Genomic DNA, 21,057 nt, shown 5'->3' on the forward strand with positions numbered 1-21,057 from the left:
CCTAGTCGGTTAAGATGATTTTGGCAGCATTGTGCGACTTGTCGTTAAGCGCATAATACGCGCCGTTGACTTCCTGCAAGTACTCAATCCCCAAAGCATACACCTGAATGGCATTCTCTACGATGATTCTGGGAATAGAGAACACCAGCCCAGTCAAGGGTTCTTGGTCCAACTTGATAACTTGGGAATAAACCAAGTTCGTTGGCTGGATTTTCTCCTCCGGATTGATGGCGCAGGCGACGAGGAAGAACCTGGCATCCGTTGCCCCGGTGGGCTTGGCGATTTTCACGCCGGGAATGAAGGTCTCAAAAGCCACTCCGACTTCGGTATCCGAATTTTGAGGCAGGTAATTCGCAAATACCGTGGAATTCCATGTAGCATTGATGTTGAACTGGAATTCCTCCATGAGGCTTTGGTCTCCCAGCATGAACTCGCGTTGGCCCCTTTTGCTGACCAAGTCGGATTTTACGACTTTAACAGCCAAAGTGTACAGGCGGTTGTGGGTCCGCAGGTCCTTGGAACGTAGGGTGATTTCCCGGAAGGCTCCTTTGAGGATGTTGGAAACCGCAGCTGCTCTTGCAAACTCAGCCAAATTTTCCCTGACCCTTTGGAAACTGGGATCATTGAGGATCTTCGCTTTGTCGACGCCGCCCTTTTGCCGTGCAAAGGATCCGTTTTGGCCTTTGTAGAAGGTCACATCTCCCATGGTCCCTTCCAATTTGATGAAACTCGTTTGTCTTGCCATTTTTAATTGGTTTAGAATGAAACATGGTCGAATTTGAACCTAAGGAACCAATATTCATAACGAAAGTGGACTATGTGGAAAATTGGGAAAATTAGGAAATAGTGGACGGGGGACGGTGGGAGGTTGGGGTGTTAGGAGGTTATGAGGTTATTAAGTTATTGGGTAATTGGGTTAATGGGTTAATGGTGGCGAATCAATCCTGCTGGATTCGGAAATGCAACATAGGGGATATGGGCATCATGCTTTCGGAAAAGCAGGATAACAAGGGGGATGGTCTGTGGCGATTAAGACCATGGTCCGGAATTACAAATTCCGTTTATCGTAGGCTTAATTGCAAATCAGACCTAGCCGAGGTCGGAACCATACCACAAAAGTGACAAAAGGGATCAAAAGGAGGAACAGCCCCGAAGGGGCGAAATCACTCAGCAGCGGGTTGCACCCGCTGCATGAAATAGTCGTTCGGCCCCAAGCCCTGAAAGGGCGGCATCAGTTGCGGAATTACAAATTCCGATTTATAGGAAGGCGTAATTGCAAATCACGCCTAGCTGAGGGGCGGTGGAAGGTTGGGGAGTTAGGAGGTTGGGATCTTGGGATTTTGGGATTTTGGGATGTACAAAGGTTATCAGGTTATTTGGGTATGAAGTTATTGGAGGCGAATCGATACTCTTTGACTCGGAAAATCAGGACAGGTGAATGATATCTAAAGACACGGACTATGCCGAAGACCCAGAAGTAAGGTCTAGCTATCCCCTAGTTTGGTACTACTTTGGTACTGCTTTGCACCTAGACTGTTATTACTTTGCTAGTAGGCTGGTAAAGCTTTGGTGGTAGGTTAATGCCGGTCTGATCTAAGGTAAAAAAGTTATTGGGTTATTGAGTTACTGGTTTATTGGGTTAGAAGGTTAAAAGTTTGGGAGGTAGTGAGGTTATTGGGTATTGGGTTATTGGGTATTGGGTTATTGGGTATTGGGTTATTGGGTATTGGGTTATTGGTGCGGATCTGTCCGGCTGGATACGGAACGGCGACATAAAAGGTATGAAGATCCTGCTTTCGGAAAAGCAGGATAACGGGGACAACAAAGTCCGATCCTAGGCCTACCCACAAAGAACTGGCCGGCCAGGCGGACTTTCTCTCCCCCGCGCCGTCAAAAAAAGCATTTTGTCCAGATTTAGGTGAATGAGCCCCGAAGGGGCGCAATCCTACAGCGAAGGGTGCAGCCCTTCGCTAATGGAAGGCAATTCTCCCCCAAGCCCTGAAGGGGCGGCATCAGTTGCGGAATTACAAATTCCGCTTTATAAGAAGGCGTGATTTCAAATCAGGCCTAGCATATTCGAAATCCCGCTTTCGGAAAAGCAGGAAAACCGGGATAAAAAAATGCTGGCCAAAAGCTCAGGGCCAGCATCTCTATTTTGTGAAATCCAAATAACTATGAAATCGCGTGCTTGAAGTAGGCGATGGTTTTCGTAAGGCCTTCTTCCAACTGGACTTTAGGTTCCCAACCGAGTTCTTTTTTGGCCAAGTCAATTACCGGCTGACGCTGCATGGGGTCATCTTGTGGCAAAGGCAAAAACTTGAGCTTGCTCTTGCTTCCCGTAATTTGGAGGACCTTCTCCGCCAACTCCAACATGGTGAATTCACCGGGGTTTCCGATGTTTACGGGACCCGTGAAGCCTGGTCTGGAATTCATCAGGCGGTACATGCCTTCGATCAGGTCGTCCACATAACAGAAACTCCGGGTTTGCATGCCGTCGCCAAATATGGTGATATCCTCTCCCCTGAGTGCCTGCATAATGAAATTACTGACCACACGGCCATCATTGGGGTGCATCCTTTGGCCATATGTGTTGAAAATCCGCATGACCTTGATATCCACCTTGTGCTGGCGGTGGTAATCGAAAAACAGGGTTTCGGCGCAACGCTTGCCTTCGTCATAACATGCTCGAATGCCTATCGTATTGACCGATCCCTTGTAAGACTCTGGTTGAGGGTGGATCTCCGGATCACCATACACTTCCGAAGTACTGGCCTGCAAGATTCTAATCTTCAATCGCTTTGCTAAACCCAGCATATTGATAGCCCCGATGACAGAGGTCTTGGTGGTCTGCACCGGGTCAAACTGATAGTGGATCGGGCTGGCCGGGCAAGCTAGGTTATAAATTTGGTCGACCTCCACAAACAAAGGAAAGGTAACGTCATGTCGTAGAAATTCGAACCGCTTGTTGTCCATCAGGTGGTGGACATTTACTTTTCTTCCAGTAAAAAGGTTGTCGACACATAGGACCTCATTGCCTTCATTCAACAGGCGTTCGCACAAATGCGAACCCAAAAAACCGGCACCGCCGGAAACCAAAATTCTTTTCATGGCTATTCCTAAAAGTAGCAAAGAAAGGGAATTTTTGTCAATCTGCAATTTTTTGATGGCGTGGGAAAATGTGATTTTTGGATTAGGCAGGTAGACTGGTGAGGTTATTGGGTTATTGGGTTATTGGGTTATTGGGTTAAAAAGTAAAAAGGTTGAAAGGTTGAAAGGTTGAAAAGTTTTATTGTTTAAAGGTTTTTAGATCAGAGCTATGAAAGGATACTGTGGTTTCTGAAAAGGAGCATATTGGTTTATTGGGAAAGATGGTCAAAACCGATTAAAAACGCGTCAAGCATTGGAATTCGATCATTCGTGGCCTTTCAGCCGCGTAGAGGCGTTTTGATTGTAGCTTGCCGGTACCCGTTTGCCTCACGAGCCCAGAGGGGGACTGGGATGTTGGGAAGTTGGAAGGTTAAAAGGTTAAAAAGTTATTGGGTTACTGGTGGCGAATCAATCCGGATGGATTTGGAATGGCAGCATAAAAGGTATGGGAATCATGCTTTCGGAAAAGCAGGATAATATGATCATGAATGGGAATTTTAAATTCCAAAGTATATGAAGGCGTAATTACAAATCACGCCTAGCCGAGGGAAAAGTAGGACAACATGATCATGAATCATGCTTGGCTGCGGAGAATGAGGGCTTGCAGGCTCTTTTGCTTGGGGGAAAATTGGAACCGGACTTTTGGCTGTAGGTCTGCGGGCACTTCGGAAAGGACTTCATGCAGCAAGGCCATTATGTCCTTCTCCCTACCCAATTGATAGCAGGAACACAGCATGATGGGTGGCCTTTCGGATGATTGATTCCTGGCTTCCTGGGCGTGCATTTTGGCATCCGAAGGGACGAACCAAGCAATCCCGATTAGACTCTCCCCTTCCATCACGGTAAACATTTGCTGCCCAAATTCGATCCGGTTGAGGCAATCCAAAAACAATTCGTTGCGCGGAATTCCTGCCTTTTCCTCCTGCCAATAAAACAAATCCTGAATCCGGTTTTTTTCGATTTTCAGTGCTGAAATCTCGGTGGTAGGCGCGGCTGACCGTAGTTCCCCTGTTGCATCTAAATCTGCACCTTTGTCCTTGATTTCATTCAAAAAATGGGTTGCATACGATGGCTTTGCCCGTAAAACCCTTGTCCACTTCTTGATATTTGACCTGGAGGTTTGGATTTTGTCCTGAAAGCCCTGCCAATCGAGTCCAAAAATCGGCTTTTGCTCCAAACGGGTTTTAATCTTGAATTTGAGTGACTCTATAGTCCTTGTTTTGAAAGCAAAGGGCCGGGGACCAAACCACCATTCATAAGCCGTTTCCTGCCTGTTGGCCAAAATGGATTTATAGCCATCCGCACCTCCCGGTGTCAGGTCAAAAACAGGTATTCCTTCTTCCGCGAGTGCTACACCTAACATCAAAAAATGCAGGATTCCTGGGGAATGCTTCGAGTAAAATGGGGAGTGGCTGTTGATTCCTTGTAAGTGCACCACATTTGGGCCCATAATGCCTGCATTGGAGGCAATTAGTGTGTCGTCCACGGACAGCGTCGTCACATGCACATGGCCCAAGGCAAAAAGCCGCAACAAAAATTCCTTCCGCAGGGGCTCGTCGTGAAAAAAAGTCTTGTTGTACAAGGCCCCTCTTCTAAAATCACTTTGCAAAGCCATTTCATCGATTTGGGATTTGAAGGTTTCCAAATCGATCGTCTTGCGGAAACCCAAGCTACCCAAACGTTTTAGGCGGTTGATTTTTTCCTTGCGGTTTTTTTTCTTCAACTCCTCCTGAAGCAAAGCCTTTTCCACCAGCATCAAAGGCTGTTGGTAGGGTCTCCATACCGTTCTGGATTTCAGGAATGTACTTTTCCCAAATACGCCCAAAGGCGTTGGATTGGGTATGTATTTTAGGTAAATCGAATGCGTGGGAAAAACTCTACTGAAAACCTTCAATCCGGCTTCGATAAAACCAGCTTGTTTTTCCGAGGTTGACAACCAAACCTGGTACTCCGCCAAATCAAATCCTGGCGCTAAAAATGTTCCATCGACCTCCGTCAATACCCAAAGTCCCGTCATGGATGTCCCATCCCAATCGGTGATGAAGGTAGGTTTGTAATCCGGAAAACAATCAAACCAAGTCAAGAGGAAATCCGAAGACTGAAAAATGGTAGCCCAGGGGCATTTTATCCACAGTTCATTCCATGAAGCCAAGAAATCTTGGTTCATGGTTAGGGATTTCGAAACCCGGTCTCCATAGATTTTTACTTCACCCATTTGTGGCAACAATTTTTTAAAAATGTCAGTAAGTCGAGAAAAAGAAAACGTTTAGGTGTTCGTTTAGAGTCTCGCCTTTGACAAGCGCAAAATAAGACATTATAGGAAAATGAAGGTCAAAAATCCATGAAAGAGATTAAACGTCCGGAATCATTTTGCAGGTACCCGTTTTGTAGACTCCCAAGCAGTTGATTTTCTTGTCAATATAAACATTTCTTACAAGTGGTATTTTAGTTTGAAATAAGTATCCGTTGTAGCCGCCAATATTAAGGATCCAAAAATCAGGGCACTATTGCGAATTACCGTTTCCCTCTTTTCCGAGCCTAAAATCCGGCTCTTGCTTCCCCTTGAGCAATCGTTTGAGAGCTTCCCATTTATCGCCCAAGGCCAATTTTGCCAAAACAAACATGGGACCGCCTTTGGTGATGCCCCTTCTTGGTACGCTTAAGGGATGGTCATTGACAGTGAAGCTCTTGGCCTGGGTTGAAAAGGCGAGTTTGATGCCGCAGTCCCTCAAAACATCCATCTCCCGATTTCCAAAGTCGATTACGGGGACACCGTTCGGATAGGCAAAGTACTTTATTTCCTCCCCTAATACTTCTCCCAACTTCTCGATTGACTGTTGAATCTCCTCACGGACCGTAGCTAATGATTCATTCCTTAAAATCGGATGGTGCATGGTATGGGCACCGATATCCACCAAGCCCGAAGCCTTCAATTCAAGCAACTGTTCCAAGGTCATGCAACGACGCGGTTTATCCGGGATTCCATAGGCATGCTTATAGCCAACTATAAGTTGATGTATCTCCTTTAATTGCAAGGATTTGACTAATGCATAGACTTGGTATTTACCCTCAAAAACGTGTTTTTGTTTGTACTTTTTGTTGTAGTACCCCAAAAAAAGTTTGAGATCATAGCCATCGATCTCCTGAAACCAAAAGTTTCTACCCGTCATCACTGCCATCGGCGAAACATAAATGGAAATTGGGATATTGTACTTTTTTATTAACGGAAAAAGATGGGTATACACGCTGATATCTCCGTCATCCACGGTAATGTGGCAGGCATTCTTCAAATCCAAACCCCCGAAATAGAACCTCTCCACATCTTTGGCACTGACCATGTTGTAAAATCTCAGCAATACCCGAAGTATTTCTTCCATCCAACGGGAGTTCTGAATCACATGGAAATTGATAACGGTATTGGGTAATTTCATTTTGCGTATTGTAATGCGAAAATCCAAAAAAAGTATGAAAAAACAAATTTTTTAGGTTTTGCTGAAAATCTATCTCACTGGAAGATGATAAACAGACATAGAACACAAAAACCTGAATACCAGGTTGACCAGACCCTCTCAAAACCTATGTGAGAAAAACCTTTGAAACATGTTTTTGTTTTTCGACAAGGTCTTTCGGAGAAGATACTAGTTCACCCGTATACCAAACACAGCCCAAAAGCCGATTGTCTTGCTTGAAAGCAAAAAAATGTTGATTTTCTTCAAGTCTTTTTAAGGCATCGTCCAGAAATTCCCATCTCGCAAGTTCAAAGGTTTGGTCATCTACTAAAAGCAATTGATCCAATTCATTTCGCCCAAAATAAACTTCATTTACGTTGCTAGAATTTTTAAAATATTCCATTCTTTGTAGCAATTCTACAACTGTAATTGATCTTGGATTGATTTTTCGCAGCCATTTCCTGGGTAGGTTTCTCATCTTCGAGCGCCATTTACTCCATTCGACTTCCAATTCCATAGGGCGGATGCCTCTGGACAGTAATATGTTCCTCAGTCTGATCCTCAGTCTCCTTTTTATCAACTGGAATTTACTGTTAGAGATCATCAACTCATAAATTTCTTCATTTTTGTTGGAGAAACGATCTTTATAGGCGTCGTACCCCGGAGACAACTTCATATTTTGAAAATTTTCTTCCTTCAACAACATGGCATGCTGGTAAAGTTGTACCAATCCTGGCGAAAACTTGGCATGGCTGGGCGAATAGGCTATCAAGCCGGCCAAATGTCCGGTTTTTCCAAAATCATTGACCATGATGATCGATCCCATCAGACTGCCATCCAACCACAGGCAAGTCATGTGCAAAACTCCGTCTGACAACCATGCAGCAAACATGCTTAAAGCCTGATCATTGTTTTCAAAAGGTATCTTATTGAACGCTGCACCCTGTCTCAAAGCATAGAATTTCGCTACTGTCGGGAAGACCTCAGCCAGCCGTTGTTGGGATGTAATCTTTTCGAATACAACATTACCTGCACGATTCAATCGGTTGATCTTGGACTTGAAATGGCGTTTTGCAAAAATCCTATCATAATCCTCTTCCCTGAAGTCCAACACGGGATTCAAAAATTTCTCAACAACGGTATGTTTCCTAAAATCAGAAAGTTGTGTCAGGTCCTGAATAATACCTTGATGATGGATTGACTTCAAATTGATTACACAACCGGGTATTTCATGTAAAAGACGTTTGATACCCTTGTTCCAAAATTCTTGGGAAAAAGGCTTCTCCACCAACCATGATTGGTACAATGCATAATAATTACCTGCTCCTACCAGCCTTTTTTCAAGCGTACCCTGTTTGTGGTGAATTTTCCTTGCCAAGGTCAATAAGCCTACCAAACGATATCCCGCGTAGGCAGTGACGACAACCGGGAAAAAATCCCGGATATTTTCCTTATACCAAGGCAATACGAAGTTTGGCGCTTGAAAAACACTCCCCAAACCTGAATGCATCACGAGTTTTTTCCATTGACTCTTGAAAGCGGCCTCTTCCAAAACTGTAATCGCGGCCTCGCCTTGCAAGATGCTTGTTTCAATTTTCAAAGAATGGCGCACGGAAGAATCTTGATGCATGTGATTGGTTTAGAATAAAAAACTATTGAATTATTTTTTCAAGATAGATTTCCTTTTTTAGAATTCAATTGACGTTCATTATGCCAAAATCGCCTAACTCAGATTTCTATACTTCCCACGCAAGGTTGATAATTACAATCCAGTAGAATTCTCAAGGGTGATTCATTGCGAGACAAAGTTATGATTTTTGCCTAAAAAGACAATTGTTGTAAACCTTTTCAAACTCCGCCCCCATTCTTTCAAGCGTGAATTCGTTCATTATCTTTTCTTTTGACCTCAAGCCCATTAAAGCAAGTTTTTCAGGACTATTCAATAAACTGTCGATTTTAGCTGCAATAAAGGAATCCGATTCTTCATCGAACAGAAAACCATTCCAATCATTCAAAACCACTTCCCTTGTACCACCCGCGTCATTTGCGATCACCGGCTTGCCCAGGGCCATATACTCAATAATGGAGTTGGAGATGCCTTCGCCATGAACCTTTGCATTTGAAAACAAAACACCGAGGTCACAAGCATTCACCAAAGCCTCTACTTCTTTCGTTCCAGGAATTGGGCGCAAAAAATCGTTACCCTCACAGACCCTTGACATGTTTCTGAAAATCGTACCATCATCCCCAAAAAAACCAACACCAACAAAGGTAGTGTCTGTTCTTAATTTGGAGAGTGCTTTTCCCACGGAGAAGAAACGTTCGTAATCTTTGTTTTTAGAATAGGTAGCGACCATGATAACAGCATATTTGGTCCTAATATCGAACTTATCTCGAATCGCTGCCTTATCCGGAAGATGCTCAAACCGATTCAAGTTCAATCCATTATAAATCACCAAAGCCTTTTCTGTCGGAGGCCCATAGGCATCTATACCAGCAATTGAATTGGAAAGTATCACATCTGAGAAGTGAAAATTAATTTTTGCGATGAGCCTTTCACTTGGAGGAATTGTTGGAGGCGCAGAAGTTATTTGGGAGTTTACCAACTTCGAACCTTTGAAAATCACGTGGTATGGAAGTGCTATCAGCGTTTGTTTAGAACCCCAGGTATGAACAAAATCCGGTTTGATTTCCTTCGCAATCCTAAAAAACTCAAAAAAAGAACCAAGCGTAAGCTTTTTAGTAGAAAGGGAGACCCATTCGACTCTTAATTTCTGAAAATTCTCAAACATAACTTCTGTTTGTTTAGTTACCAGAAACATGGAATATTTTTCGGAACGATCCAGGTAGGTCATCAATTCCAAAAGCCTCCTTTCCTTACCTCCTGAGCTTAACGTTCCAATAAAAAATAATATCTTAATTTTTTCGGCTTTCATCCTATAAATTTGTTATCATTGTACTATCGGCTGCAATAACTATTCCAAATTTTGGTGAAAATTGTGACACTCGATTTACTGTTACAATTGGGATTTTCGGACTAAGTCGATTCTCTTGTTCAAACTATCCATATCAGTTCAGGAGCAAGGACATACAATACCCATATCTTTTTTCTAAAATTTTGAAAAGCTAAGATCAACAATACACACTCCTACCTTTCAAGCCAACCATCCTAATGGTCAAAAAACATTTAGGTGGTTCCGGTAAAGTGGGCGATTCTTAAAGGTCGGTTTCGTCCAACATCATCAAGCAAACCGTTCTACCTGCTCGATCATAAATGTTGTTGTGTCGATCTTTTCACGCAGCAATTTGGCTTGCTTGGCAAGTCCCTCTTCCTTCAAATTAAATCTGGACAACAGGGCCAAAGCCTTCTGAATTGCTGCTTCCTGGTCTTCGGCGCTTTCCGTGAAATTGAAAACCAAATCGAATCTTTCCTCCTCTTCGTCAGTATAGCCCCTCCCATCGTTGTCCAAGAATATTGCATGGGTTCCCAAGACTGCTGCCTCGGATGCCATCGTCGCACTTTCCCCAAACAACAGAGAGGCAAAACTTATGCAATCATGCATCTGGTGAACCGGAATCCTGATCCTGAATTGTTCAAGGTCCGAGGGCAATTCCTTTTCTGACGATATGAATACTTTCGCGTAGCTAGAAACAAGCTGTACAGCTTTCCGCTTGTTTTCCAAACTCATCCCAGTATGCCCGAAATCATGTGCTGCCGCCCAAGAAACAAACCGAAAAATGACAAATTTTTCCGATTTTTCCACACCCAATATTTTCAAAACATCCGGATTTGGAGTAAAATAATTGGGGTGTAAATAGGATAACTCCATATAACTTGGAAACCTGACCTGCTTTGGCCCCAAATCAATTCGGTAACAGGCTGGAGTAAAGATTTTTGTCGCAAAGGGAATTGTCAGTTGGTGGTGTAGCTTGGCATGTTCGGTATCACTGAATACCAAACTCGGCTTACCCAGTAGTTTTGCAACTTGAGATGGATATGGATGGAGGAAATTGAGAAATATATCCGGTCTAAAATTTCTTGCAAGCTTCCACAGTGTCCAATCTGCGTACAACATGTAAATGAACTTTCCGATTTTTCCATCCTTGCCTTTCCCCCTACTGACAAATGGTATACCGTAGTGATCCAACAACTTGTGCTCTATCTCCTTATTTCTCGACACAACTAAAATCTCATGCCCTTCACTGGACATGATTTTATAAAAATTGCGGAAATAGTGCACATGTGCGGGATGGTTGATATCGATTAAGATTCTCATAATGTGAAAACGAATGAACTACTATTATTCTAGTTGATTTTTAGGTGCCGATGTAAATTTCTACAGAGGAGGTGTTTTCAACGCTGTGCGGGATTATAATCTTTAAACACTTCTAATCAGAAAATCGTCTTTTGGCTTTTTTGGGTAGAAAATATAAAATTCAAGTTGTATGCGAATAAATCAAGCCTTGCATTTTGAATTCAAAAGAATAATTTTGGTCCTTCATTTCCAAATCTTTTTGTGGTTATAAACGACCGGGCAGAATTGTTTGGGTTTGTATTTCTGAATTTGTCAGCATCAATTATTCGGCTAAAATAAATCGCCCAAGTGATTTACTGCTTCTATCTCACAAACGCAACAGTGTGCTAATCACCTAAAAAATCAATGAGGATTTTATTTGTATCGAGTGGAAACCGAAAGCAAGGTTTAAACCCCATCATCAGACTGCAAGCAGAAAGCTTGGAAAAAGTAGGTGTTGAAATTGAACATTTCTTAATTTTTGGAAACGGCTTTCCTGGGTATCTTAAGAATGTTTTCAAGCTGAGAAGGCATTTAAAAACCCATCCTGTTGACTTGATTCATGCCCATTTCGGATTTAGCTGCGTGGTGGCACAACTCGCAAAAGGAAAGATTCCGTTGGTCGTCACCCTGATGGGTACGGATATTTTGGGACACAAAAACGAGGATGGCAGCATATCCTTTAAGAATAAGTTGATTTTGTGGATCAATCATTACTTCGCGAATCATGTATATGAAAAAGCCATCGTCATGAACCAAATCATGAAGGATATTTTATCCAAAAGGAAGAACCCTACCTATATCCTTTCCAATGGTGTGGATACAAGCCTGTTCTACGAGGTGTCAAAAAGCGAGGCCATTCAGTTTCTTAAATGGGATTCGGATATTCATCATTTTGTCTTCATCTCGAACCCTGAAAGACCGGAAAAGAATTTCCCTTTGGCTGATGAGGCAGTAAATTTGCTCAAGGAAAAAGGATATCGGGTCCAGCTCCATGCCGTCTTTCAGGAGAAAAGCGAAAATCTCAAATACTACTACAGCGCTGCCACGGCATTGGTGTTGACTTCCTTCCATGAGGGTTCTCCCAATGTGGTCAAGGAAGCACTTTGTTGCAATTGTCCCATTGTTTCGACATATGTCGGCGACGTCAGCATCACGACCGCGGATATCGATGGCTGCTTTATGGGCCCCTATGATTCAGTTGGATTTTCTGAAAAATTGGAAGAAGCCATCGCGTTCTCAAAGGCATCCGGGAGAATCAGGGGAAGGAAGCGCATAGATGACATGGGATTTGATTCCCAAATTGTCGCAAATAAAATCAAGTGGATTTACGAGGAGAGTATTGGAGAAAAGTGAATGTTTGACAAATTTTACTATTGTACATTAGGGTCAACTGAGAAAAAAGGCAAAAGACAACAAGGCAGTCAAATTCTGGGACAAAACCGAACTTTATGCTTTTTTTTTTCCAAGGCGGCGTATAAATCCAGGAACGAGTTCGCTCAAATCCCAACAATTAACGATTTAATCACCTAATTTTCGCACCATTTTCAATTCGGAGTTTATGGCAACATTCTTTTTTATGCAAGGGCAGAATATTGAACTGATTGTGGAAGGCGGGAAGCCAATGGGCGGTGCCGTCGTTGCAACACAGGTTTGGATGCAGGCCTTACATGAATTGGGGCACACGATTGTTTTGTTCAGAAATGAAGATGACAACAGAAAAATACGTCCAGAATTCGATTGGATCAAACCTTGCAAGGTCTACCATTCCAATAAAGGTATTCCTATGCTTCGGTACCTGTACTATCGTTTCCCAAAACTCCTAAAAGCATTGCGGACGATTAAGCCAGATTTTGTGATTGAATCTATACCTGCTTGGAGCGCGCCTTTTCATGCGATTTTATGTAGGATCGCTGGATCGAAACAAGTCATTCGAATTGCGAATGACAACATGTTGGATGATCGCATCAAACTAACCCATAGCACATTTGAACAAATTTTTATTTCCTTGGGATTTCGGTATTGTGATTATATTATGACCCAAAATACATACCAATCACAAAGATTGAAGATGAAGTATCCCCGGCAAAAGGTTATTCAGCTTATCAATCCAACGGTTTTGGATAAGGCACTTTTGATCCCTAAAAATTCCTCTAAAGGCTATATCGCCTGGGTAGCGAACTTCAGGTACCAGAAGAATCTTAAGCTGCTTTTCGAAATCGCCAAGCTTCTGCAGAATGAAAAATTCTTAGTTGCTGGGGCGCCGATGTATCCTTTAGATCAAGAAACAGCCAGCTATTTGCCAAAATTGGAGGCGTTACCAAACGTTCAGCTCGTTGGTACCATCCCACGGGACGAGATTATGGATTTTTTCAAAGGTGCGAAATTCCTACTGAATACCTCCCGATATGAAGGCTTCAGCAATACATTTTTAGAAGCAATGTGCACGGGAACGCCGATTTTAAGTACCAACAACGTGAATCCCGACGGAATAATTTCCAATTTCAACCTGGGGTATATATATGATAATCCACCGTCTTTGCAGCGACTCCTAAAAGGTTTAGATAACAGTAAATATTTAGAATTTTCAAAAAATTGCTTGGACTACGTGGCGGAAAATCACGACCATCTGGCATTGGGAAAAAAACTACTTCATTTCTTAGGCGACCATTCTTGATGGAGTCAAAAGAGTACTTGAGACGAAAAAGGTTAAGAAAGTTAATCTTATTACCCTAATGTGACTTTAAAATTCAAGAACTTAATCCATTATTCTTCGATAAATATGATTCTCTCTGATAATTTCGGAGCCAATAAACTGGTTTTTTAATATCAATTTGGGATGCAAAAAGATCTGAAAATTAAATACAATATTAACTTTAGCAGTTCTAGTCCAATAATTCTATGCCATATTTGAAAGTGCCCAGTCCAGACAATAAATGGACTATCCAAGAAATAAATTCAGTAAAAATCATATGGCCATGCTTAAACTAATCCATCTTTTTTATTTTCCATTCATTTTCCTGATTTCAATAGTTTGTCGGGATCAATACATTCCCCAGAAAAATGAGCCGCGCCAAATAGCATTCCCCGGAGCAGAAGGATTTGGAAAATATGCCAGTGGTGGTAGAGGTGGCATGGTATACATTGTAACTAACCTCGATGACAGTGGCCCTGGAAGTCTGCGCTGGGCGGTAGAGGCCAAGGGGCCACGAACCGTGGTGTTTGAAGTATCTGGCAACATAGAGCTGAAAAGCCGATTAAACGTCGGGGATGGAAATTTGACTATTGCCGGGCAATCAGCACCCGGGGATGGTATTACCATTCAAAATTATCCATTTCGAATCATTGGAAAATCCAACATCATTATTCGCTTTCTACGATTTCGGTTAGGGGACTTGGGAGATGAAATTGGGGATGCCTTTGAGGCGAGGTCAGGATGTGATAATTTGATAATTGACCATTGCTCGTTTTCCTGGGGTTTAGATGAAACTTGTTCTGTGTATGACGTTTCCAATACAACTGTTCAAAACTGCATTATTTCTGAGGGCATCAATGATGCCACTAAATATGGTAAAGATTTCCCTCATTCGTACGGAGGAATCGTTGGGGGAAGAAATGTCAGCTTTTTCATGAATTTGATGTGCCATTTCATTATTCGAATGCCCTCTATTGCGAAAGAATCTTCGATTCTTGATATCAGAAATAATGTTTTTTACAATTGGGAATTTCGGGCGACGAATAATGGTGCTAAAGCGAAAGCTAATCTGGTTGGAAATTATTACAAACCTGGACCCGCTACGAAAGCACGACCCAAAAACCAATTAGTTGATCGGGCCTTTTTGTGGCCAACTTCATTAGAAAAAAATGACTCCGCATATGGAACTTTTTATCTACAGGAGAACTACCTCGAGGGAAGGGAAGATCTTCTTGCTAATCAATGGCTGGGAGTACGTCTCGAAAATAGCGAAAAAACCAAATTACTACTAGAATTAGTTAAAAATAAAGATAATGAAGCAAAAGAAGTTCAGTTTAAAATTGAAGAAGGACTTTACGTAAAAAAGTACTCCGCAAAGGAATGCTTCTCAGAAGTATTAATGAACTCGGGATCAAGCTCGTCAAGGGATCAAGTTGACAAAAGAATAATTTCAGAAGTGTTTTCGGGTACAAATACATACACAGGTTCAAAGTCTGGTCTTAAAGGCATAATTGATAGTCAGCAGGACGTTGGCGGTTGGCCCACTCTTAAATCCCTCCCCGCTCCAATCGATACGGACCGGGATGGGATGCCCGATGCATGGGAAATCGAAAAAGGGCTCAATCCCGAACGCAGAGATGACCGTTTTTACGATTTGGATCCTAACTATACCAATTTGGAGGTGTATTTGAATAGCTTGGTGGCGCATATAATGGAGAAGTGAGTCCCGATAATAGCGGGATAAGACACAAGATGCAAGAAGCAAGATACAAGACTGGTATCGGGATAGGTACGCGTAATTCGCTTAACTCTATCGATTTGATGAGATAGGAATCTGAAGATTTGAAAATTGGAAGATTGGACAATTAAAAAAAGGCAGTTTTGGGGAAATGGCGATTATACCGTGGAATTTGATTGGGCGGTGGGTTTTCAGGGTTAAGATGGATGATCAACCAGATACTTGGCGTTAATCACTTTTGAATTTCCAAATGGTCAAACACCGAAACCAATTTTGCATGCCTACGCAATTTTTTTGATGATGGCAATCTAGATCGACCGGATTTTGTAAAGGCAGTGAAATATTTGGGGAAAGACTATATATCCCTCTTGCCTCGGGATGGCAAAAGGACGGGAATGGCAAAAATTCAGCTTATCTCTGGGTTTGGAAAGACAATTCCGCTTGGAGTGGATGCTGCTTTCGAAAAAGCAGCATATCTGTTTGGAAATAGATCCCTCGTGCCTACCAATGACAAAGTGTCGGGCGTCACCCTGAGGTCCCGATTGTTATCGTGGAGAAGGGTCGCCGTAATTCAGGAGATGCTTCTCCCGTACGGCTGTCGGGATCCGCAAGCTACGGTTCAGCATGACGGGACGCGGCTGTCATTGCCTTTCTGTAAATGCCAAATTTTAAAAACTCGGGATGGCAAAGAGAGGGAATGGCCTTTTAAGTACGCCAATTTAAAAAAGGTCGGGACTATTTTTTTGTGGGTTCGGTGTTGCTTTTGGAAAAGCAGCATAGCTTTTCGGATATAGATCCCTCGTGCCTCGGGATGTCAAAGAGAGGGTATGGGCAAATATACCTCGCTCAATTTAAAGGGAATGTCGAGACAGTTTTCTTATTTATTCCATTCTGCTTTTGGAAAAGCGGCACAACCTGGATCTGATAGAGACCTAGTGACCCAGGATAGCGAGAAAGTAACCAATTTTCTTATTATACCTACACAAACAGGTTTACATTTATCCCCAATTTTTTGCCTGAATTCGCTTAAAATCTGTTTTGTGAATTTAGCCTTTGGTTTTGATATCTTGATTTCCAAATTTTCTGCCTCAAAAATCCAAAAATAAAGGCTTAATCACCCCCTAGGCTTTTTAACAGTTTGAATTGGATTTTTTGGAACGCCGCGGGTTTAGCCGGAGTAAACAATTTTCCCTTCCAAAAAGGACGGGATCAAGCCCTAGTACAAGATGAAATCTGCCCTATTTTCAATTATTGGCCTTTTATTGGCGATCAATTCCCTTGCCCAACAGCAAATCTCTGCGTTTCCCGGAGCGGAAGGTTTTGGTAAATACACCACCGGAGGACGTGGTGGAAAAGTATTTATCATCACCAACCTCAATGACTCGGGCCCCGGAAGTTTACGGGAGGCAGTAGAAGCTAAAGGTTCGAGAACAGTTGTTTTTGAAGTCTCGGGCATTATTCCCCTTAAAAGTAGGCTTGATGTTGGAGATGGTAATTTGACAATTGCGGGTCAAACAGCGCCAGGGGATGGAATCACAATTTCCAATTTTCCGCTCCGCATTCTCGAAAAGAATAATGTAATAATTAGGTTCATAAGATTTAGAACAGGCGATTTATTCGGTGAAGATCAGGATTCCTTTGAAGCAAAAGGGGGGAAAGATTACATTATTGACCACTGCTCCTTTTCATGGGGAACTGATGAGGTTTGCTCAATAAAGGATTCGGAAAATGTAACGATCCAAAACTCAATAATCTCTGAAGGACTCAGAGATGCAGCTACAACGAATCCGAATCCTCACTCCTACGGTTCCTTGTTAGGTGGAAACGGAGTTACATTTTCTAATAATCTTATGACAAACCTAATGCAAAGGTTACCCGCTTTGACTGACCTCGGATTAAGAGGGATAATCGACCTAAGAAACAATGTATTCTACAATTGGGGGTTGCGCGCAACTGAAGGAGGCGCAACATGTACCGTTAATATAATAGCAAACTATTATAAACCGGGGCCTGCAAGTTTTGTAAGAGGGGGAAATTCTACCAAATTTTTCCTAAGACCTAGTTCGAATGATGACGACCCAAGTACTTATGGCAAATTCTATTTGGAAGGCAACAAATTCGAAGGCCGGTCCGAAATCAGCACGAATCAATGGGCTGGAGTATGGCTTGAAAGTACATCAAAAACCGAGTCCTATTTGGAACTCTGCAAAAACAGAGACAACAATGGAAAGCTCGTGCCATTCGCTATTCCGGCTGGTATTTACTCAACAACCCGGTCTGCGGACGAGGCCTATGAATCCGTGCTTGCAAATGCTGGAGCGAGTTTGGTCAGGGATGCGGTAGACAAAAGGATCGTACAAGAGGTGCGGACAGGGACAACTACCTACAAAGGATCAAAAACCGGATTACTCGGCATCATCGACAGCCAAAACGATGTGGGAGGCTGGCCGGTGCTGCAATCGCTTCCTGCTCCCAAGGACACAGACCGGGATGGGATGCCGGATGCTTGGGAAACCGAACGCGGGTTGAATCCCAACACTTATAATCCCAATGGCTACAATTTAGATTCGCAATACACCAACTTGGAAGTTTACCTCAATAGTTTGGTTGCCCACATCATGGAGCCCGGAAATGAGCCTGTGGTGCCTGTTGCGGTCACCGGTGTATCGGTAGATCCGAAAACGGCCACCATCGATGCCGGAAAAACCGTTCAACTCACCTCAACTATCCAACCAAGTAATGCCTCCAATAAGCAAGTTACTTGGACCAGTTCCAATACTGCCATTGCTACGGTAAATGGCAGCGGGTTGGTGACAGGGATTGCGCCTGGAAGCGTGGTGATTAGTGCCAAAACTTCCGATGCGGGATTCACTGCTACCTCGACCATCACGGTCAATCAAACGACTCTTCCAAGTATTGTAAGTCTGGTGTTGGTGGACGCAGGAGACAACAATGATTTTAGCGTACTCAGCAATAACATGGTCCTAGACAACTCAAAGATTGTCGGAAAAACATGGAATGTCCGGGCGAATTCAAATCCAAGCAGCATCGGAAGCGTGTATTTTAGCTTGACAGGACCTATAGTGGCTACTAGGACCGAAAATTCAGCCCCATATACCTTATTTGGTGACAGTGATGGCGTATATCAGGGTAGAGAGTTACCTGCGGGAAAATATGTGATTGAAGCAATTCCCTATTCGGGTTCCAACCGGAGTGGATCAGTTGGAGCCACTTACCGCATCGAATTTGAGATCAAAGACCTTCCTCCTTCAATTCCAGCCCTGGTCAGCCCTGCAAACCAGGCGCTTGGCCAAGAATTGACAGGCATACTTCAATGGGAGGATGTGGCCACTGCCAGCAATTACCGGGTACAGGTATCTGAATCATCCAGCTTTAGCACTTTGGTGGTTGACCAAGGTTCCCTTGTGGACAATCAATTTTCTTACACCCTACCCAAATCAGGCACAAAGTATTATTGGAGGGTGATGGCCAGCAATGGAGCAGGAAACAGCGGCTGGTCTTCCATTTGGAGTTTTACCACCAAAACATCGGTTCAGGTTCCGGGTATACCCGTTTTGTCCGCCCCAGCCAAGGACAGTTCGATCCCTGTTGGAAAAACAACCTTTTCTTGGAATATTGTCTCCGGCGCAGAGAAATACCGGCTTCAAGTTTCCAAGGAAGCCCAATTCAATTCTCCCACTTATGATGTGTACAACTTACCGGGCACATCCGTCGAACTCGATGTCAAGGACCCAGGCACTTACTATTGGCGGGTCAGTGCCTCCAATCAAGGGGGTAGCGGTGCATTTTCCGCAGCCTCGACTTTCCAAACCGTTGCGCCCCCTACTCCACCCACTTTGGTGGCACCCAACAACCAATCTCTTGACTTATCCGCAAGCGTTTTGGTAAGCTGGGCGGCGGTTTCCAATGCAAGTTCCTACAGGGTCCAAGTAGCGACTGTCCAAGACTTTTCTCAAGTTCAAAGAGATGTTTCCAATATTTCTTCCACCCAACTGCAGCTAGATAACCTTTCGGAAGGGGTTACTTACTATTGGCGGGTCAGGGCAAGTAATATGGCAGGAACCAGCAGCTATTCGCCGATTTGGGAATTTTCGACCAAAAAACCGCAAACGCCACCTGCTACTCCGATCCTATCGAGCCCAAGCTCAAATGCGGTAGTGGCGACAGGAAAGGTCCTGCTTTCTTGGCAAGGGGTATCCAACGCAAGCAATTACCGGTTGCAGGTAGCCAAGGACGCTCAATTCAGTTCACCAATACACGATTCTGGCAACCTTACAAACACTTCCTTCGAACTTGAGCTATTGGCTGCCGGGACTTATTTCTGGCGGGTCAGTGCTTCCAATCAGGCAGGGAGCAGTCCGTTTTCGGCTGCGAGATCTTTTGAAACGCTCAACCCGCCTAGTACCCCTCTGCTTGTATCACCCAACAACCAATCGCTTGACCAAGCCATTAGCGTTTTGCTAAGCTGGTCAGCAGCTTCGAATGCAAGTTCCTACAGGGTGCAAGTGGCAACGGTGAGAGATTTCTCCCAAGTACTGCGGGACATATCCAATATTTCTGCAACACAGCTACAGGTAGACAACTTGGCTGAAGGCATCACCTACTATTGGCGAGTCAGGGCGAGCAACCCTGTTGGAAATAGCAATTACTCCACGACATGGGAGTTTTCCACAAAGAAGGCGCTAACAGTTCCTGCCACGCCGATACTCAGCAGTCCAAGCAATTCCAGTGTATTGAAAAAAGAACCCGTTCAAATGCAGTGGCAAGGTGTGGCCACTGCGGATGACTACCAAATCCAAATTTCCCTGAGTTCCAATTTCAGTCAGCAAATCCTGGTCAATGCGCAGGGGATCAGCGTGACCTCCTTCCAGTTCCAAGATTTGGCCTACAATACCGTGTATTTCTGGCGGGTAAGGGCAAGAAATGCCGCGGGATTTGGACCCTATTCAAGCATTCGCAGTTTCAAAACCGAGACGGAACCACAGTTGGCAGCCGCGATATTGCGTTCGCCCGCCAAGAATGGGCTGATTGAATCTGACCAAGTGGAGTTCAAGTGGTCCCCTGTAGCTGAAGCAACAAGCTACACGCTATATCTGTCACAAGACTCCCTTTTCAAATCCGGCCAATCCATCTTGAGGAGTATTTCCGATACAAGCCTCCTGGTATCTGACCTGCAAAGGGACAAAAACTATTTCTGGAAAATCGAGGCGCTTGGGGCCAAAAAGTCTTCCTTCTCCGAAACTTGGAAATTCAGCATCGAAAAAGAAAAAGAAACGGAAGTCTTCCAATACCGTAGAGTCGACATCAACCTGTACCCCAACCCTGCTACGGACTTTATCAATCTGAGTTTTTCGGAGTTTGTTTCAGGAAAAGTATTGATCCAATTCCTGGACTCAAGGGGAACCTTGGTCTTGGCGCGCGAATTTGAAAACGTCGGCAACGAATTGCGCTGGGATTTCTCCGGGCAAAACATACCATCGGGTAAATACTTCCTCCGTATCCAAGGGGAGTGGTTTGTGGAGACGAAGCAGGTGTGGATAAAGTGATGGTTGGAGATGGGGATGAGAGATGTGAGATATGAGATATGAGACATGAGACATGAGACACAAGACGCGAGACATAAGACAGGAGCCGACAGGACTGTTAGTTAGTGGAAAAGAAGGTTGATGGTTTTGATGTTGGAGGTTGGGAGGTTGGGAAGTGAGGAGGTTG

Annotated in this window: 11 protein-coding genes; 4 read left to right on the forward strand and 7 right to left on the reverse strand. The window is 43.6% G+C overall.

Annotated elements, in window-relative coordinates; translation table 11 throughout:
* Position 1: 1 nt before the first annotated feature.
* The 7 genes from L0U89_RS03450 to L0U89_RS03480 all read right to left on the reverse strand — a co-directional run bounded on the left by L0U89_RS03450 (position 2) and on the right by L0U89_RS03480 (position 10,873).
* Positions 2–745: a hypothetical protein gene (locus tag L0U89_RS03450; protein WP_234860241.1), complete on the reverse strand. Its 744-nt coding sequence runs from the start codon at positions 743–745 to the stop codon at positions 2–4.
* 1,427 nt (positions 746–2,172) lie between these two features.
* Positions 2,173–3,108 carry a UDP-glucuronic acid decarboxylase family protein gene (locus L0U89_RS03455; RefSeq protein WP_234860242.1) on the reverse strand — a complete coding sequence of 312 codons (936 nt, stop codon included), beginning with the start codon at positions 3,106–3,108 and terminating at the stop codon, positions 2,173–2,175.
* A gap of 613 nt (positions 3,109–3,721) precedes the next feature.
* The gene (locus L0U89_RS03460; protein ID WP_234860243.1) at positions 3,722–5,362 is read right to left on the reverse strand and encodes a GNAT family N-acetyltransferase; all 1,641 of its coding nucleotides are present in this window, start codon (positions 5,360–5,362) and stop codon (positions 3,722–3,724) included.
* Between the two features lie 289 nt (positions 5,363–5,651).
* The gene (locus L0U89_RS03465) at positions 5,652–6,578 is read right to left on the reverse strand and encodes a polysaccharide deacetylase family protein (RefSeq protein ID WP_234860244.1); all 927 of its coding nucleotides are present in this window, start codon (positions 6,576–6,578) and stop codon (positions 5,652–5,654) included.
* Between the two features lie 145 nt (positions 6,579–6,723).
* Entirely contained in the window at positions 6,724–8,226 is a 1,503-nt protein-coding gene (locus L0U89_RS03470) for a GNAT family N-acetyltransferase (protein WP_234860245.1), read from the reverse strand.
* Positions 8,227–8,404: 178 nt separating this feature from the next.
* A complete protein-coding gene (locus L0U89_RS03475; RefSeq protein WP_234860246.1) occupies positions 8,405–9,532 on the reverse strand; it encodes a glycosyltransferase in 1,128 nt (375 codons plus the stop codon).
* Positions 9,533–9,838: 306 nt separating this feature from the next.
* The gene (locus tag L0U89_RS03480; protein WP_234860247.1) at positions 9,839–10,873 is read right to left on the reverse strand and encodes a DUF354 domain-containing protein; all 1,035 of its coding nucleotides are present in this window, start codon (positions 10,871–10,873) and stop codon (positions 9,839–9,841) included.
* A 384-nt stretch (positions 10,874–11,257) separates the two neighbouring features.
* Here L0U89_RS03480 and L0U89_RS03485 point away from each other — a divergent pair, with 384 nt between their 5' ends.
* From L0U89_RS03485 to L0U89_RS03500, 4 genes are all read left to right on the forward strand, one after another.
* Entirely contained in the window at positions 11,258–12,247 is a 990-nt protein-coding gene (locus L0U89_RS03485; protein ID WP_234860248.1) for a glycosyltransferase family 4 protein, read from the forward strand.
* A gap of 205 nt (positions 12,248–12,452) precedes the next feature.
* Positions 12,453–13,568 carry a glycosyltransferase family 4 protein gene (locus L0U89_RS03490; protein WP_234860249.1) on the forward strand — a complete coding sequence of 372 codons (1,116 nt, stop codon included), beginning with the start codon at positions 12,453–12,455 and terminating at the stop codon, positions 13,566–13,568.
* A gap of 301 nt (positions 13,569–13,869) precedes the next feature.
* Positions 13,870–15,309, forward strand: coding sequence for a pectate lyase family protein (locus L0U89_RS03495; RefSeq protein WP_234860250.1), 1,440 nt, complete (start codon positions 13,870–13,872; stop codon positions 15,307–15,309).
* 2,117 nt (positions 15,310–17,426) lie between these two features.
* Positions 17,427–20,891, forward strand: a complete 3,465-nt coding sequence (locus L0U89_RS03500) for a fibronectin type III domain-containing protein (protein ID WP_234860251.1) — start codon at positions 17,427–17,429, stop codon at positions 20,889–20,891.
* The last annotated feature ends 166 nt before the right edge of the window (positions 20,892–21,057 follow it).

The organism is Mariniradius sediminis (genome assembly GCF_021491425.1).
GTDB classification, from domain to species: domain Bacteria; phylum Bacteroidota; class Bacteroidia; order Cytophagales; family Cyclobacteriaceae; genus Mariniradius; species Mariniradius saccharolyticus.